16 protein-coding genes are annotated in these 16,888 nt (G+C 64.0%); 15 read left to right on the plus strand and 1 reads right to left on the minus strand.

Going from position 1 to position 16,888, the window contains the following annotated elements; genetic code table 11:
- The first annotated feature begins 142 nt into the window (after positions 1–142).
- The 12 genes from HH302_RS04055 (at position 143) to HH302_RS04110 (ending at position 12,696) form a co-directional block, all read left to right on the plus strand.
- The gene (locus HH302_RS04055; protein ID WP_172198543.1) at positions 143–595 is read left to right on the plus strand and encodes an antitoxin Xre-like helix-turn-helix domain-containing protein; all 453 of its coding nucleotides are present in this window, start codon (positions 143–145) and stop codon (positions 593–595) included.
- Between the two features lie 3 nt (positions 596–598).
- Positions 599–1,078 carry an RES family NAD+ phosphorylase gene (locus HH302_RS04060; protein WP_172198545.1) on the plus strand — a complete coding sequence of 160 codons (480 nt, stop codon included), beginning with the start codon at positions 599–601 and terminating at the stop codon, positions 1,076–1,078.
- A 96-nt stretch (positions 1,079–1,174) separates the two neighbouring features.
- Positions 1,175–2,467 (plus strand): HD-GYP domain-containing protein, encoded by a 1,293-nt coding sequence (locus HH302_RS04065; protein WP_172198548.1) that lies wholly within the window; start codon positions 1,175–1,177, stop codon positions 2,465–2,467.
- Entirely contained in the window at positions 2,464–3,954 is a 1,491-nt protein-coding gene (locus HH302_RS04070; protein WP_172198551.1) for a PAS domain-containing sensor histidine kinase, read from the plus strand. The genes HH302_RS04065 and HH302_RS04070 overlap by 4 nt, the downstream gene beginning before the upstream one ends.
- A gap of 96 nt (positions 3,955–4,050) precedes the next feature.
- A complete protein-coding gene (locus tag HH302_RS04075; RefSeq protein WP_172198554.1) occupies positions 4,051–5,352 on the plus strand; it encodes a hemolysin family protein in 1,302 nt (433 codons plus the stop codon).
- Between the two features lie 13 nt (positions 5,353–5,365).
- Positions 5,366–6,631 (plus strand): TIGR03862 family flavoprotein, encoded by a 1,266-nt coding sequence (locus HH302_RS04080; protein ID WP_172198558.1) that lies wholly within the window; start codon positions 5,366–5,368, stop codon positions 6,629–6,631.
- 72 nt (positions 6,632–6,703) lie between these two features.
- Positions 6,704–6,907 (plus strand): cysteine-rich CWC family protein, encoded by a 204-nt coding sequence (locus tag HH302_RS04085; protein ID WP_172198560.1) that lies wholly within the window; start codon positions 6,704–6,706, stop codon positions 6,905–6,907.
- Positions 6,908–7,115: 208 nt separating this feature from the next.
- Positions 7,116–7,385: a metal-sensing transcriptional repressor gene (locus tag HH302_RS04090; RefSeq protein ID WP_172198573.1), complete on the plus strand. Its 270-nt coding sequence runs from the start codon at positions 7,116–7,118 to the stop codon at positions 7,383–7,385.
- Between the two features lie 9 nt (positions 7,386–7,394).
- A complete protein-coding gene (locus tag HH302_RS04095) occupies positions 7,395–8,510 on the plus strand; it encodes a nickel/cobalt efflux transporter (RefSeq protein WP_172198576.1) in 1,116 nt (371 codons plus the stop codon).
- A 273-nt stretch (positions 8,511–8,783) separates the two neighbouring features.
- Entirely contained in the window at positions 8,784–10,106 is a 1,323-nt protein-coding gene (locus tag HH302_RS04100; RefSeq protein WP_172198579.1) for a magnesium and cobalt transport protein CorA, read from the plus strand.
- Between the two features lie 157 nt (positions 10,107–10,263).
- Complete coding sequence (locus tag HH302_RS04105) at positions 10,264–11,937, plus strand: thiamine pyrophosphate-binding protein (protein WP_172198582.1); 1,674 nt, start codon at positions 10,264–10,266, stop codon at positions 11,935–11,937.
- Positions 11,938–11,967: 30 nt separating this feature from the next.
- Positions 11,968–12,696 (plus strand): DsbA family oxidoreductase, encoded by a 729-nt coding sequence (locus HH302_RS04110; protein ID WP_371814562.1) that lies wholly within the window; start codon positions 11,968–11,970, stop codon positions 12,694–12,696.
- Positions 12,697–12,746: 50 nt separating this feature from the next.
- On the opposite strand, the gene HH302_RS04115 is transcribed toward HH302_RS04110, so the two are convergent.
- Entirely contained in the window at positions 12,747–13,697 is a 951-nt protein-coding gene (locus tag HH302_RS04115) for a DUF808 domain-containing protein (protein WP_172198585.1), read from the minus strand.
- Positions 13,698–13,944: 247 nt separating this feature from the next.
- On the opposite strand from HH302_RS04115, the gene HH302_RS04120 reads away from it, so the two are divergent.
- From HH302_RS04120 to pstA, 3 genes are all read left to right on the plus strand, one after another.
- The gene (locus tag HH302_RS04120; protein ID WP_172200710.1) at positions 13,945–14,925 is read left to right on the plus strand and encodes a PstS family phosphate ABC transporter substrate-binding protein; all 981 of its coding nucleotides are present in this window, start codon (positions 13,945–13,947) and stop codon (positions 14,923–14,925) included.
- 107 nt (positions 14,926–15,032) lie between these two features.
- On the plus strand, positions 15,033–15,950 hold the full coding sequence (gene pstC, locus HH302_RS04125) for a phosphate ABC transporter permease subunit PstC (protein ID WP_172200713.1): 918 nt from the start codon (positions 15,033–15,035) through the stop codon (positions 15,948–15,950).
- Positions 15,951–15,963: 13 nt separating this feature from the next.
- Positions 15,964–16,887, plus strand: coding sequence for a phosphate ABC transporter permease PstA (gene pstA / locus HH302_RS04130; RefSeq protein ID WP_172198588.1), 924 nt, complete (start codon positions 15,964–15,966; stop codon positions 16,885–16,887).
- The last annotated feature ends 1 nt before the right edge of the window (position 16,888 follow it).

A 16,888-nucleotide genomic window follows, 5' to 3' on the forward strand; every position in this document is an offset into this window, starting at 1 on the left:
GCTTCGCCGGAGAACGTTCCGCGCTCTGCGTGGCGCTCCGCCTGCCGCGCAGGCCGATCGGAGCCCCCCCGCGGCAAGCCTGCCTTGCTGTGAATGCCATATTTGACTATATTGAGTGCCATATGGCGAAAGGTGGTGCAGCATGAGTTCAGCCGCGTTGCAGCGAGAAGATCTGTCGATACAAGGCCTGCTTGGCGGGCATCGTGTGTTGCAGAGCGTGCCGCGCACGCCGCTCGAATGGGTGAGCCTGATTCGCCACGGGATACCTGCGCAGGCGGTGGAGTCGCTTGCCCGCATGATCCAGCTAACCCAGGCGGAGCTCGCTGGCTCGCTGGGCATTCCCGAGCGCACGCTGGCGCGGCGCAAGCGTGAAGGCCTGCTCAACAGCGAAGAGTCGGCCAAGGTGGTGCGGCTGGCGCGGGTGGTGGAGCGCGCGGAAGAGGTGTTTGAAGACCTCGATGTTGCACTCGATTGGCTCAAGTCGCCCAACGCCGCGCTGTGCGGCGCTACGCCGATGTCGCTGCTGGATACCGATATCGGCGCCGAGAGCGTGCTGGATACGCTGGGGCGGATCGAACACGGCGTGTTTGCCTGATCGATGACCCTCACGGTCTGGCGGCTCGTCACCGCCCGATTTGCCGACAGCGCGTTCAGCGGTGAAGGCGCCCGCCTGTACGGCGGGCGCTGGAATCGCAAACATGTGCCGATGGTCTACACCGCGGCCACGCAGTCGCTCGCGATGCTCGAACTGCTGGTGCAGGACGACCCGCTGCGTGCGCGCTACGTGATGATCCCGGCGTTCATTCCCGCTGACCTGTCGATCGAACACCTGGCGGCCAACAGCTTGCCCGAAGGCTGGCGCGAGATGAGCGAGCGCGAGCACTTGCAGCAGATCGGCACCGAGTGGGCCCGTAGCTGTCGCAGCCCGGTGCTCGCAGTGCCGAGTGCAGTGATCCCTTCCGAGACCAACTACCTGCTCAATCCGCAGCATCCGGCGTTCAACCAGATCCAGGTTGGGGCGCCGCTCGAATTCATCACCGATCTGCGACTCATCCGGCGGCAGCGCGGCACCCGCTGACAACCGATCGGGCCCAAGTGGGCCTTCAGGGGCCTTTAGCTTTGCCCACGCGCTGCCGTTAGTACCTCCGTACCCCTGTAACCCGGACAACGGACGATGGCGGTGGACCGCGACGACCACTCGAAGGATCACTTCATCACCCCGCAGCAACTGTGCATCGGGCTGCACATCCACCTCGACCTGTCGTGGATGGATCACCCGTTCACGTTCTCGAGCTTCAAGATCAAGAGCCTCGACCAGATCGCGACCCTGCAGTCGCTCGGGCTCGAGCGCATCCGTTACTCGCCCTCAAAGAGCGAATCGGAACCGCTTGCGCAGCCAACCGGCGAGATTTCGCCCCCGCCGCCGCCCGCGCTGTCGAAGGAGGACGACCCGGCCTACAAGGCCAAGCGTGAGCGCATACAACGGCTGACTGAGCAGCGCACGCGGGTGAACGCTTGCGAGCGTGAGTTCCAGAGTGCGACCAAGGCGATCAAGGCGATCACGCAGAACCTGTTCGCGCGCCCGAAGGAATCGTACGAGGCCGCACGCGGCCTGGCCGAAACGATGGTCGACTCGATGCTGACCGATGCCGATGTCGCGATCACGCTGATGAACGACAAGGCCGGCAACGAGGATGTGTACTTCCATTCGCTCAACGTGGCGGTACTTGCCATGATGCTGGCGAAGGAACTCAAGGCGCCGGCCGAAGCGATCAAGTCGCTGGGCGTTGGTGCCCTGTTCCACGATATTGGCAAGGTCGAGATCCCGGACAAGGTGGTGCGCAAGACCGATCCACTGACGCACGCCGAGCAACAGCTGATGCAGCAGCATGTGATCTACGGGCTGGAGATCGGCAAGAAGCTCGAACTCAGCGGTGAGGTCATGGCGATCGTTGCCCAGCACCATGAGCACGCAGACGGAAGCGGCTATCCGCGCGGGGTGCAGGGGAATCAGATCTCGCTGCTGGCGCGCATCGTCACGATCGTCAACGCCTACGACAACCTCTGCAACCCGCCGAATCCCGCCAAGGCGATGACGCCGCATGAGGCGCTCTCGGTGATGTACGCGCAGCAGCGTGCGCACTTCGATGCCAATGCCTTGTCGGTGTTCATCCGTTGCATGGGCGTGTATCCGCCGGGTTCGATCGTTGTACTGTCGAACGAGACAATTGGCATCGTCGTGTCGGTGAATAGCACCCGGCCGCTCAAGCCCACCTTGCTGGTGTATGACCCCGCCGTGCCGAAGGAAGAGGCAATCCTTGTCGACCTGGAGCAGGAGGCCGACGTCACCGTGGCGCGCACGCTCAAGCCGCAGCAGTTGCCGCGCCCGATCTTCGAATACCTCTCGCCGCGCCGTCGCGTCACCTACTACTTCGACGCCGAACCTGGCGGGGCGCCCAGCGCATGAACGACACAAGCCAGCTCCCGGCGGACTCGTTGATCCTGCAATGCCTGGCCCAGGGCGGCAGCACTGCGATGCTGCTGGTGTCGGCCGCTTCGCGCTGCGTCGTGTTCGCCAATAGCGCCGCCGGGCGTTTGTTGGGCGTCGACGCCGAAGCCCTGCGCGGCCGCTCGATCAGCGACTTTGAAGCAAGCCTTGAGGACATGTTCTTCTGGGAGGAGGTGGCCTCTGGTCAGGCGCGCGACGCAGACCGCGTGCCGGGCGCCTACCGCCATGCCAACGGCAGCACGGTCCACGTCGAGAAACAGATCCGTGTGCTCGGCGACCCGACCGCACCCCTGATCGCGCTGAACCTCACCGATGTCACGGCCGATGTGGCACGGGCGGACGAGACGGCCGAGCTGGCATCGTTGCTGGCCGCGACGCTGGAATCGATTGCCGATGGTGTGTTGGTGACCGATCTCTCCGGCACCTTGCGCAATTTCAACCGCCGTTTCGCGCACATGTTCGGTATCGCCGGGCGCGAGCTGGACGGCCCCGCCGTGATGGCTGCGGTGCGGGACTTGTTGGCCGACCCGGTGCCCTGGCGTGCGCTGCTCGCGGCGGTTGCGGACGATCCGCAGGCCGACAGCGTGATCACCCTGGTGCTCGCCGACGGGCGCTACATCGAATGTGCGGCGCGCCCGCAATGGTTGCGCAAGCGTCCGGTCGGGCGCCTCTTCACGTTTTCGGATGTAACCGATAGCAAGCGCTACGAAGCCGCGCTGGTCGCGGCACGTGAAGCGGCTGATCGCGCCAACCAGGCCAAGTCGGCTTTCATCGCGTCGATGAACCATGAGCTGAAGACGCCGCTTAACGCGATCCTCGGCTTCGCCGATCTACTGCGGGCCGACTTGCCACCGGCCGAGGCCGAGTTCGCAGAGCACATCTACACCGCCGGTCAGCATCTGCTGGAGCTGATTGGCGACGTGCTGGATCTGGCGCAGGTGGAGGCGGGGCGCGTCGATCTGCATCCGGAGAATCTGGCGATGGAGGCCTTGCTCGACGAGTGCTTCACGATGACCGCGCCGGTCGCGTCGCGCTACGGCGTGACGCTGTCGCACGCCGTAGCGGCCGACGCCATCGCTTGCGCCGACCGACGTCGCACGCGCCAGATCGTGATCAACCTGATTTCGAACGGCTGCAAATACAACCGGCCGGGCGGGGCGCTGAAGGTCAGTGCCGAGCTTGACGGGCAGCAGCTCAAACTCAATTTCGCCGACACCGGCATTGGCATCGAAGCCGGCGATCTGGTTCGCATCTTTGAACCCTTCACTCGCGTGGGGGCGAGTCGCAGCGAGGTGGAGGGTACCGGCCTTGGCCTTGCGCACTCGCGCAAGCTCGCAAACTTGATGGGCGGCGACATCAGCGTCAGTAGCGTTCCCGGCGAGGGCAGCGTCTTTTCCCTGACCCTGCCGATCACCATGGAGCGCTACGAAACCCTCGACGATTAGGCATCGGCACCCTAAACGGAGCGCGTTGGCGCCGGCCCGGCTAAAATGCAGGCTTCGCGGCTGCGGTAGACGCCGCTTTGGAGTTGTCACCACTCGATGGAATTCTTCCTGCTGATTGGCCTGATCGTCATCAACGGCCTGTTCGCGATGTCCGAAATCGCGCTGGTCACCGCCCGCAAGGCGCGCCTTGCCAAGCTGGCTTCCGACGGCGACGCGAATGCAGAAGCGGCGGTGAGATTGGGCGAGGAGCCGACGCGCTTCCTCTCCACGATCCAGATCGGTATCACCTCGATCGGTATCCTCAACGGTATCGTCGGTGAGTCGGTGTTTGCCGCGCCACTCGCCAAGTGGCTGGAAACCTTCGGCTTGCAGGACCGCATCGCGGAAATCGGCTCGACCGCGCTGGTTGTGCTGGTCGTGACCTACATCTCCATCGTGGTGGGCGAGCTGGTGCCCAAGCGCATCGGCCAGAGCAACCCGGAACTTATCGCCCGAATCGTCGCCCGCCCGATGGAAGGCTTGGCGCTGATCACGCGCCCCTTTGTCCGCTTGCTGACATTTTCGACCGACGCCCTGCTGCGGCTGTTCGGCATCGACCGTAACGGCGGGCCGGCGCTGACCGAAGAAGAGATCCACCTGATGCTCGAGGAAGGCTCCGAGTCGGGTGTCATTGAATCGCGCGAGCACGAAATGGTGCGCAACGTGTTCCGGCTCGACGAGCGCGAGATCGGCTCGCTGATGGTGCCGCGCGCCGACATCGTGTACATCGACCTGGAGCAACCGCTGGAACAGAACCTGCACCATGTGGCGGGTTCCGAATACACGCGGTTCCCGGTCTGCCGTGGTGGCCTCGATCATCTGGTTGGCGTGGTACATGCAAAGCAGATCCTCGGGCAGACGCTGCGCGGCGAGAAGCCCGATTTCGAGAAACATCTGCAGCCCTGCGTCTTCGTGCCGGAGACGCTCACCGGTATGGAGCTGCTGGAGCACTTCAAGGCCTCGGCCACGCAGATGGTCTTCCTGATCGACGAATACGGCGAAGTGCAGGGCATCGTCACGCTGCAGGATTTGCTTGAAGCAGTGACCGGTGAATTCAAGCCGCGCGATGTGGATGACGCCTGGGCGGTGCAGCGTGATGACGGCAGCTGGCTGCTCGACGGCCTGATCCCGGTGCCTGAACTGAAGGATCGCCTCGAACTCAAGGAAGTGCCGGAGGAAGACAAGGGGCGCTACCACACCCTGTCTGGCATGGTGATGCTGCTGCTGGGTCGCTTGCCGCACACTGCGGATGCGATCGAATGGGGTGGCTGGCGCTTCGAGGTTGTCGATATGGATGGCAAACGCATCGACAAGATCCTCGCCAGCCGGCTCGGACTCGGCGAAGAAGCCGACGGCTGAGTGGTGCAGCGCGATGACTGAAGCTGCGGGCAGGCGCCCGCGCGTCGCCATCATCGGCGGCGGCCCGGCTGGCCTGATGGCGGCGGAGGTGCTGTCACAAGCCGATGTGGCGGTCGATCTCTTCGAAGCCATGCCCTCGGTCGGGCGCAAATTCCTGATGGCCGGCAAGGGCGGCATGAACATCACGCATTCCGAGCCGCGGGAGCCCTTCCTCGGCCGCTACGGGGCGCGCCGTGACGTGATGACACCGATCATCGACGCGTTCGCGCCCGAGGCATTGCGTGCGTGGATCCACGAGCTCGGTGTCGATACTTTCGTCGGCAGCTCCGGCCGCGTTTTTCCGACCGACATGAAAGCCGCGCCGCTGCTGCGCGCCTGGCTTCACCGCCTGCGCGAGCAGGGCGCGCGTATCCATGTGCGGCACCGCTGGACCGGCTGGGGGGCCGACGGTGCCCTGCGTCTTTCGACACCCGAGGGCGAGACCAGCCTGCGAGCGGACGCCGTGGTGCTTGCGCTTGGCGGCGGCAGTTGGGCCCGGCTCGGTTCCGATGGCGCCTGGGTGTCGTGGCTGCGGGCGCGGGGCGTGGATGTAGCGTCGCTGGTGCCAGCCAATTGCGGTTTCGAGGCGGGCTGGAGCGAGCATTTTCGTGAGCGTTTTGCCGGGGAACCGGTGAAGGCGGTGGTGGCGCATTTTCGCGATGTGTCAGGGCGCGAATGGCAGCGCCAGGGTGAGTTCGTCGTCAGTGCCGCCGGGCTTGAAGGCAGCTTGATCTACGCACTCTCGGCGCCCTTGCGGGACGCGATCGCCCAGCTTGGCAGTGCCACGTTGCACCTCGATCTTGCACCGGGCAAGACACTGGAGCGGGTGAGGGCAGAGGTGGCCCATCCGCGCGGTTCGCGCTCGATGGCAAGCCACCTGCAAAGCCGCGTCGGCATCGCTGGCGTGAAGGCGGGCTTGCTGCGTGAATGCACGTCGCGTGATACCTACGACGACGCTGATGCGCTTGCCGCGGCGATCAAGGCGCTACCGGTTCGGTTGCTGGCACCGCGCCCGATTGACGAAGCGATCAGCAGTGCCGGCGGCGTGCGTTTCGAGGCGATGAACCGCGGGCTGATGCTTGAGTCGCTGCCTGGTGTGTTCTGCGCGGGAGAAATGCTCGACTGGGAGGCGCCGACCGGCGGTTATCTGCTGACCGGTTGTTTTGCAACCGGGCGGGCAGCGGCGCGTGGTGTGCTGGCTTGGCTCGGGCTGCAAGCGGTCGCTGATACAGCGAGTTGAGTTTGAGTCGATCGCGTGCCAAGGCAAGAACCTTCAGCGCCGCCGGCCGCGGTCTCTTCAGTAAAGGTTGCCATGAAAGCCCTTCCTAACACGGTGTGCCCGCTCTGCGGCAGTGCCAATTCGTGTGCACCCGCGCAGGCCGGGCGGCTCGACGTCGAATGCTGGTGCACCAAGACCATCATCAGCCCCGACGCCCTGGCGCGGGTTCCCGCCGAGCTTCGCAACAAGGCCTGCCTGTGTCCGCGTTGCGCCAGCGTCCTGAGTGCCGAGGACTAAGCTGGGCTGATCGGCGGACGAGGCCTGGACGCGCGCGCATGGGCGCTGCGCCGGCTGATCCGGATGACTGAAATACCGCTGCCAACGGCCGCCGCATCGCGCGCGTCTCGCGGCCGCTCGCCGGTACCGGTTTGCACTCATTTCGCCACACAACCCGGCAGGTTGTGATGACTGGGTTATCCTATCCCCCAGGATAGGAGTGCCGCCTATGAGTACCCACGCTTCACACCCCGACATCATCAAGCGTCTTCGCCGCGCCGAGGGCCATCTGAGAAGCATCGTCACGATGCTTGAGCAGGGGCGTGGCTGCCTCGAGATTGCCCAGCAGTTGCAGGCCGTCGAAAGCGCGGTGGCGAGCGCGAAGAAGACCCTGGTGCACGACCACATCGACCATTGCCTTGAACATGCGGTCCGCGATAGCCAGCAGAGCGCGGACGAGACGATCCGCGAGTTCAAGGCCATCACGAAGTACCTCTGAGACGTCCCCATGACTGATTTTTCGACCCTGCTGCAACAGGGCGCGGCCAACGCTTGGCTGTTCATCCCCAGCGCGATCCTCCTGGGGGCCTTGCACGGTCTGGAACCGGGCCATTCGAAGACGATGATGGCGGCGTTCATCATCGCTGTGCGTGGCACGCTCACGCAGGCGGTGTTGCTGGGCCTTGCTGCCACGCTGTCGCACACCGCCGTGGTTTGGGCAATTGCCCTGGGCGGCCTGTATTTCGGCCAGCAGTGGAGCGCCGAGACGAGCGAGCCGTATCTGCAGGTGGCTTCGGCGGCGCTGATCATTGCCGTGGCGGTGTGGATGCTGTGGCGAACATGGCGTCACCGCCCCGGTTCGGATCACGGCCATGAGCACGATCATCATCACGACGCCGAGAAGCGCATCGATACCGGGCACGGTGTCGTGCGCCTCGAGGTGTTCGAGGAGGGCGTGCCGCCCGTCTTCCGGATGTATGCCGAACGCGGCCGCAGTTGGGCGGCTGACGAGGTGGTCGTCGAGACCGAGCGTGCCGACGGAAGCCGCCAGCGCTTTGCGTTCGTTCAGCGTGAGGGCTTCGTCGAGTCCGATCAGGCGATTCCGGCACCGCATGAGTTCGTCGCGCGCCTGAGTCTGGGTCATGCTGGGCGCCAGCATGTCTTCGACGTCGAGTTCGTCGAGCATGACCATCATCACCATGCCGTGGCCGATTACGAGGGGCTCGATCTGGCCGCGCCCGGTTACCAGGACCCGCACGAACTCGCCCACGCCAACGACATCCGCCGACGCTTTGCAAACCGTGAAGTGACGACCGCCCAGATCATCGTGTTTGGCCTGACCGGCGGGCTGATTCCCTGTCCGGCCTCGATTACGGTGCTGCTGCTATGTCTGCAGCTCAAGGAAATCGCGCTGGGAGCCACGCTGGTGCTGTGTTTCAGCGTCGGGCTTGCGCTCACCATGGTGACCTCAGGCGTGCTGGCGGCGCTGAGCGTCAAGCATGTCGCGACACGCTGGAGCGGCTTCGGCGAGTTCGCGCGCAAGGCGCCGTACATTTCAGGCGCGCTGATCCTGCTGGTTGGCCTCTACCTGGGGGTGCATGGTGTGACGGGTCTGATGCACTAGGCGTTGTGCTGCCGCCAACACGTTGAGCGACCGACCGGCGGGCCAGGCGAAATTCTGACCGGTCTTTGATTTGATGGACTTCTGCCCGCGGTGTTTCCGGTCAGAGTATGGCTTTCGCGCGCAGCGTCACACGGGCCTGGTGTCTGGCTGCTTGGCTCTGTAGGTTCCATGCGCCGAGCAGCGAACTCGCCCGATGCATGACCCCTACAACGCCCGACGACACCCGCGACACCTGCGCCGAGAGGCGCTGAAGACCTTCCCGGATACGTAGCAATGTCCCTCGCACATATCACCACCTTGCTCAACAAACACAAGCTCGTCGAGGGGTTGGTGCATAGTCAGCCGATGGCGCGGCAAGCGCTCGTTGAGGCGATCGTCCACCGCAAGCATCTCAATGAAGTGCTGCAACTCCTTGAGAGCACTCCCGCCGCCGACATTGGTGTGGTGCTCGACTCGGTGCGATTCGATGATGCGGCATTCCTGTGGCAACAGTTGCCCGATGAGCGCCGCGGCGAAGTGCTGTGGGAGATTTCGGAAGAACTGAAAGACCGCCTCAGCCTCGTTCGCGCAGTCGAGGTTGCCGAGAGTCAGATCAACGCTTTCGAGCTGATCGACGGCCGCCTGCGCCAGCGGGCGATTACATGCCGCGCGGATCTGGAAGGTATTCGCCCGATCTGGATTGATCTTTTTCATGCCAGCGATGCCGAGCGTGCTTATGTAGGCGCCCACTTCGGCTTGGTACTGCCTGATTCCGGCGACACCACCGACCTGGAAGTCAGTTCGCGCTTCCATGTTGAAGAGGCGGGTGAAATCCACCTGCACTCGAACTTCCTGCTTGATCGCGAAGGCAATTCGCGCAGCGTGCCGGTGGCTTTTGTGCTGCACGGCGACATCCTGTTCTCCGTGCGCAACGAAGAGCTACCGGTGTTCCGCCTGCAGCGGCGCAGGGCGCGGATGCAGCAAGGTTATGTGTCGGACTGCAAGGATGTGCTGCTCGATCTGTACGGTGCCGACGTCGAGTACTCGGCCGATGCGCTGGAAGGCGTTTACAACACGCTCGGCAAGGTGGGCCGCCAGGTGTTGAGCGAGACGATCAGCGATGAGGAAGCCGCCGGCATCCTGGCCGATATTGCCGAGGAGGAAGACCTCAACGGGCGCATCCGCAGCAACATTCTCGATACCCAGCGCGCGCTCTCGTTCATGATGCGTTGCAAGATGCTGTCACCTGCGGAAATCGAAGACGCGAAACAGATCCTGCGCGACATTGAATCACTCAACAGTCACACCGCATTCCTGTTCGACAAGATCAACTTCCTGATGGACGCCACGATCGGTTTCATCAACATCAACCAGAACCGTCGTGTATCCCAGCTGACTGTATTCGGCGTGGTCTTCATGCCGATCAACATCCTGGCCGGTATCGGCGGGATGTCGGAATTCTCGATGATGACGGCGGGCATCCCCTGGCCGATCTCGTTTGGTGCCTTCGTCGTCGGCATGGGCCTGATCGGCTGGGGCACCTACGTTGCGCTGCGGTATACAGAGGTCCGCAGGGCACGACAAGCGTTGAAGTCGAAGGCCGCGGCAATCTCCTAGGCACCCGGGGCCGCGAGTCCGCTCCGGGGGGCTTGAGTCGGTCAAGCGCCGCGACGCCTGAACGCAATCTCTCGTCACTTTACGGACTGCCACCGCTCCGCCAAGCGCACAGACTGCGCGCACCTTGCGCCACTACTGCGCCACTGACGGAGCGTTCATGACCCAAGCCCACCCCACCGGCGCCCGCGCGCTGGTCGATGCCCTGCTGACTCACGGTGCTGACACCGCCTATTGCGTGCCAGGCGAAAGCTACCTCGCGGTGCTTGACGCGCTGTACGACGTGCGCGACCGCCTGAAACTCGTCGTGTGTCGGCAGGAGGGGGGCGCCGCTTACATGGCGGACGCCTACGGCAAGCTCACCGGCAAACCCGGTATCTGCTTCGTGACCCGCGGGCCAGGTGCGACCAACGCGGCAGTGGGGGTGCATACCGCGTTTCAGGATTCGGCACCGATGATCCTGTTCATCGGTCAGGTTGGGCGAGGCATGCTGGAACGCGAGGCCTTCCAAGAGATCGACTACCGCCGCATGTACGGCCAGATGGCGAAGTGGGTGGCGCAGATCGACGACGCTTCGCGCATCCCCGAATTCGTCTCGCGCGCCTTCCATATCGCCACCTCGGGCCGCCCCGGCCCGGTCGTGCTGGCGCTGCCGGAAGACATGCAGCACGAGCCCTGCACGGTAGCGCAGCCGCAGCCCTTCCGCCGCGTGATGCCGTCGCCCGCGCAGGCCGACATGGCCGAGTTGCGCAGCCGGCTTGCGGCCGCCCAGCGGCCGCTGATGATCCTCGGCGGGCGCGGTTGGAATGATGCGGCCTGCGCCGATATACGCCGCTTTGCCGAGGCTTGGCAGCTGCCGGTGGCCTGCGCCTTCCGCTACCAGGATTTGTTCGACAACACGCATCCGCTTTACGCCGGCGATGTTGGGCTGGGCATCAATCCCAAGCTCGCCGCACGCGTGCGCGAGGCGGATCTGGTGCTCGCGGTGGGCCCGCGCCTGGGCGAATCCACCACCAGCGGCTACGCCTTGTTCGACATCCCGCGCCCGAAGCAGACCTTGGTGCACGTGCATGCGGGCATCGACGAGTTGGGCCGGGTGTATGCGGCCGATCTGCCGATCAACGCCGGCTACCCCGAATTCGCCGCGGCGGCGAGCGAACTGGTACCGCCTGCAAGCCTGAACTGGGTCGGCAGTGCCGAGACGGCGCGCGGCGACTACCTCGCCTGGACCGAGCCACCCGCCACGCCGGGCGAACTGCAGATAGGCGAGGTGATGCGCTGGCTTCGCGAGCGTCTGCCGGCCGATGCGATCCTCACCAACGGCGCCGGCAACTACGCGATCTGGCTGCATCGCTTCTATCGCTATCGCCGGTTCGGCACGCAGCTGGCACCGACCAATGGCTCGATGGGTTATGGCGTGCCATCTGCGGTGGCGGCCAAGATCGTGCAGCCGGCGCGCATCGTCGTGTCCTTCTCCGGCGATGGCTGCTTCATGATGAACGGGCAGGAGTTCGCCACCGCAGTGAAGTACGGCGCGGCGGTGGTGTTCGTCGTGGTGAACAACAGCATGTACGGCACGATCCGGATGCATCAGGAGCGAGAGTTTCCGGATCGCATCTCCGGCACCGAATTGGCCAACCCCGACTTTGCTGCGCTGGCGCGCGCCTATGGCGCCCTTGGCGCAGTCGTGACGCGCACTGATGAGTTCGCGCCGGCGTTCGAGCGGGCGCTGTCCGCTGGCGGCCCGGCGCTGATCGAGCTACGCACCAACCCTGAGGTGATCACCCCCTCGGCAACCATCACGCAGATCAAGGGGCAGTCGAAGCGGCGCTAGGGTGCCGGGGTTGGGACGCAGGCGCTAACGGTGTCGCCGGCGGCTCGATCGTCGGGAACCCTCGACCTTGTTTTCAGCTCTCACCGCCAGATACCTCCAAGGCCCACAACCATGCCGACCAGATTGAAGATTGATTTTGTTTCCGACGTTTCCTGCCCCTGGTGCGCGATCGGACTCTATTCGCTGAAGAAGGCGCTGTCGGAACTGGGCGGCGAGGTTGCAGCGTCGCTGCATTTCCAGCCCTTTGAGCTCAACCCCGACATGGCGCCCGAGGGTGAGGAGATCCGCGCGCATCTGCGCAGGAAGTACGGATCAACCGAGGAACAGCTCGCGCGTATCCAAGAGACAATTCGCGAACGCGGCGCGCAGTTGGGTTTTGATTTTGCGGTCGGAAAGCGTGCTGGCATCTACAACACCTTCGACGCACACCGCCTGCTGCATTGGGCTGAACAGGAAGATCGTCAGCTGGCGCTGAAGGAGGCGCTGTTCCGGCGCTATTTCACTGAAGGACAGAACCCGTCCTCCCACGAGGTCCTGCTGGCGGCTGTGCGCGAGGTGGGGCTGGACGAGGCACGGGCCAGTGCGATTCTGGCCTCGGACGAGTTCGCGGCCGATGTACGCACCGCGGAGGCGCGCTACCTCAATGCCGGAATCAACTCGGTGCCTGCCGTGATCATCAACGACAGGCATCTGATCCAGGGTGGACAACCGCCCGAAGTGTTCGCCCAAGCGCTGCGGCAGATCGTCGGGCAGGCTTGAACTGGCAGGGGCGGTCGCAGTGGCGACGGCCCGCTGCGACCCGAGTCCGCCTAGCTGCGTAGCCGCGTCGCGACGCAGCCGGCCAGACTGACCAGTGCCAGAACCACGCCGCCGGCGATGACGCCCGCCAAGGCGTTGAGCACCGTTGGAGTGAGTGCGGCGAGCAGGCCGCCGATCAACGGTGTCGATGCGACGGCGTTTGCGGCGGCTTCGAGCCAGTGATGGGCTTGTGGCAAACCGTGCAGCAGGATGCCGCCGCCGACGAGGAACATGGCAGCCGTGCCAATCACCGCCAAGGCCTTCATCAGGTAGGGCGCTGCGTTCACGAGAACGCGGCCGATGCCGCGCTGCAAGGCTGCCCAGCCGTTGGAGGCGGTTTTGCGCAGCAGGTAGAAGCCGGCGTCATCGAGCTTCACGATGCCGGCCACCAGGCCATACACGCCGGCGGTCATGATCAGCGCGATCCCCGACACGACCGCCACCTGCGAGCCGAATGCGGCGTCCTGCACCGTGCCGAGCGCGATCACGATGATCTCCGCTGACAGGATGAAATCAGTGCGCACGGCGCCCGCGATCTTGTCTTTCTCGAAGGCAACGATGTCGACCTCGGTGTCGCTCAGCGCGGCGGCTTCCGCCGCGTGTGCCGCCGCGTCGTCGCCGGATCCGTGCATGAACTTGTGCGCGAGCTTTTCGAAGCCCTCGAAGCACAGGTAGGCACCGCCGATCATCAGCAGCGGCGTGATCGCAATCGGAAGCAGGGCTGACAAGGCGAGCGCGGCCGGCACGAGGATCAGTTTGTTGCGCAGCGAACCCTTGGCAACCGCCCAGACGACCGGCAATTCGCGCTCAGCCCGCACGCCGGAGACCTGTTCGGCGTTCAGCGCCAGATCATCGCCCAGCACGCCGGCCGTCTTGCGCGCGGCAACCTTGGTCATCAGGGCTACGTCGTCGAGTACCGACGCGATGTCGTCAAGAAGGGTGAGGAGGCTGGCGCCGGCCATCGGTTGATCCTGCTGTTGGTGTGGGCAGCAATGAAACCAGAAAACGCCGCGTGCTGCAGTGCTTTGCGCACCGGGTCTTGTCTGAGCGGACCCGGTGCGGGCGACGCAGGCGCCGACCCGCCGCAGAAATGTGACGTTTCATATTGCTGTCACATTCGTGTCGCATCCTGCACGGCGTTGAGTCCGGAAACCCGCAAAACGGTCCCCGGATACTGATGTAACCCCTCTGGAGAACTCCATGCGTTCGATGAACAAGACTGTCCTTGCCGCTGCCAGCTTTGCCCTGTTCGCCTCCGCTGCCCATGCCGAAGCGATCGTGAAGATCGACGGTTCGAGCACCGTGTATCCGATCACCGAAGCCGTCGCGGAAGACTTCCAGAAGTCCACGAAGGGTGCAGTCAAGGTCACCGTCGGCATTTCCGGCACCGGCGGCGGCTTCAAGAAGTTCTGCCGCGGCGAGACCGACATCTCCGACGCGTCGCGCCCGATCCTGAAGAAGGAAATGGAAGATTGCGCGAAGGCCGGCATCAAGTATTTCGAGCTGCCGATCGCGTTTGATGCACTGACCGTGGTGGTCAACCCGAAGAGCAAGATTACCCAGCTGACGGTTGCCCAACTCAAGGCGATGTGGGAACCGGCTGCCCAGGGCAAGGTCACGAAGTGGAACCAGATCGACGCGTCGTTCGGCGATGCAAACCTGAAGCTGTTCGGGCCGGGTTCGGATTCGGGCACCTTCGACTACTTCACCGAGGCGGTGAACGGCAAGTCCAAGGCCTCGCGTGGCGACTACACCGCGTCGGAAGACGACAACGTGCTGGTGCAGGGTGTTTCGCGTGACGCTGGTGCGATCGGCTACTTCGGCTACGCCTACTACTTCGAAAACAAGAACAAGCTCAAGGCGGTCGCGATCGTCAATCCGAAGGGCAAGGCGGTGCTGCCGTCCGAGCAGACCGTGATCGATGGTTCGTACAGCCCGCTGTCGCGCCCGATCTTCATCTACGTGAATGAGAAGTCGCTCGAGAAGGCGGAAGTGCGCCAGTTTGTCGAGTTCTACATGAAGAACGCCGCCGCGCTGACCTCGGAAGTGAAGTACGTGCCGCTGCCGGCCAAGGCTTACACTGCGAACCTCGAGCACATCGCGAAGAAGAAGCTGGGCACCGTGTTTGGTGGCGAGGCTGATGTGGGTGCGACGATCGAAGAACTGATGTCGCGCGAAGCCAAGCTCTGATCCTGCCCGGATCAATCTGCCCGGGCAGTTCCTCTGCCCGGGCTGTTTTCATTTCGCGGAGGCCGCTGGTGAGCGCATCCCACACCTTGTCGCAGGGCATTGAATCAATGGAAGTGACCACAGTCAGTGACCGACTTTCCCGGAAAGTGGTCCGTAACATCAAGGAACGCGCGATCGAGGCGGTCATGTTTGCCGCCGCATCGATTTCCGTGCTGACGACGCTGGGCATCATCTGGGTGCTGGTGTCGGAGTCCTACCACTTCTTCGAACATGTGCCGATCTGGACCTTCCTGACCGACACCATGTGGACCCCGCTGTTCTCCGAGCCCCGCTACGGCATTCTGCCGCTGCTGATGGGCACGCTGACCACCTCGCTGGTGGCGCTCAGCGTTGCGATTCCGCTCGGCACGATCATCGCGATCTACCTTTCCGAATTTGCCTCGCCGCGTGTGCGCGAGGTGGTCAAGCCCTTCCTCGAATTGCTCGGCGGCGTGCCGACGATCGTCTATGGCTACTTTGCGCTGACGGTCGTGTCGCCGGTGCTGCAGTACTTCTTCCCGTCGCTGCCGGGCTTTTCGATGCTCGCGGCTGGTCTGGTGATGGGCGTGGCGATCGTGCCCTACATCAGCTCGCTCTCCGAAGACGCGATGCGCGCGGTGCCGATGAGCCTGCGCGAAGGCGCCTATGCAATGGGCAGCACCCGCTTCCAGACCGCCGTGCGCGTGGTGCTGCCGGCAGCGATCTCCGGCGTGCTGTCGGCCTACATCCTGGGTATTTCGCGCGCGGTCGGCGAGACGATGATCGTCGCGGTTGCAGCGGGTATGCAGCCGAACTTCACGATGAACCCGGCCGAGCCCGCGCAGACGATCTCGGCCTACATCGTGCAGGTTGCAATGGGTGATCTGCCGCACGGCTCCGTTGGCTATCAGTCGATCTTCGCTGCCGGCCTGAGCCTGATGCTGATGACCTTGTTCTTCAACATTCTCGGCCACGTCATCCGCCGCCGCTACCGCGAAGCCTATTGATCCGGATCCGACCATGAATCAAAAAGAACTCGCCGCGATCCGCGGCACCATTCGATCAAACCGCCGCCTGGACATCATCTTTGCGGTGGCTGGATTTGTCGCACTGCTGATCGGTGTGATGGCCTTCGTCACGCTGTTTGCGCAGATGGCCTACAACGGCTGGGAGCGCCTGAATCCGGACTTCTTCATGAACTTCCCGTCGCGCCGCGCCGCCAACGCGGGCATCCTTTCCGCCTGGGTGGGTTCGCTGCTGGTGATGCTGGTGACGGCGGTGTCGGCCGTGCCGCTGGGTGTGGCCGCCGGGGTGTACCTTGAAGAGTACGCGCCGAAGAACCTGATCACCGACATCATCGAGATCAACGTTTCGAACCTCGCCGGTGTGCCGTCGATCGTGTATGGCCTGCTGGCGCTGGGCGTGTTCGTGTATGCCTTCGGCTTCGGCCAGTCGATCCTCTCGGCGGGCCTGACGCTGGGTCTGTTGATCCTGCCGGTCGTGATCGTGGCGACGCGTGAAGCGCTGCGCTCGATCCCGATCCATATCCGCGAAGGCGCCTACGGCGTGGGTGCCACGCGCTGGCAGGTGGTGCGTGATCACCTGGTGCCGTACTCGACGCCGGGCATCATGACGGGCGTCATCATCGGCATGTCCCGCGCGATCGGCGAAACCGCGCCGATCATCACGATTGGTGCGCTGACCTTCATCGCCTTCCTGCCGCCGATGCCGATCTCAACGACTGCGCCTTTCGTCAGCTTTGACTGGCTGTGGTCCGGCTTCACGGTGATGCCGATCCAGATGTTCAACTGGACTTCGCGTCCGGAAGAGGCGTTCCAGCAGAACGCTGCGGCCGCCGGCCTGATCCTCGTATTCATGACGCTGATGATGAATGGCGTTGCGATCTGGCTGCGCTACCGCCTGCGCAAGTCGATCTCCTGGTAAG

Source organism: Niveibacterium sp. COAC-50 (genome assembly GCF_013184235.1).
In the GTDB taxonomy this organism is placed as follows: Bacteria; Pseudomonadota; Gammaproteobacteria; order Burkholderiales; family Rhodocyclaceae; genus Niveibacterium; species Niveibacterium microcysteis.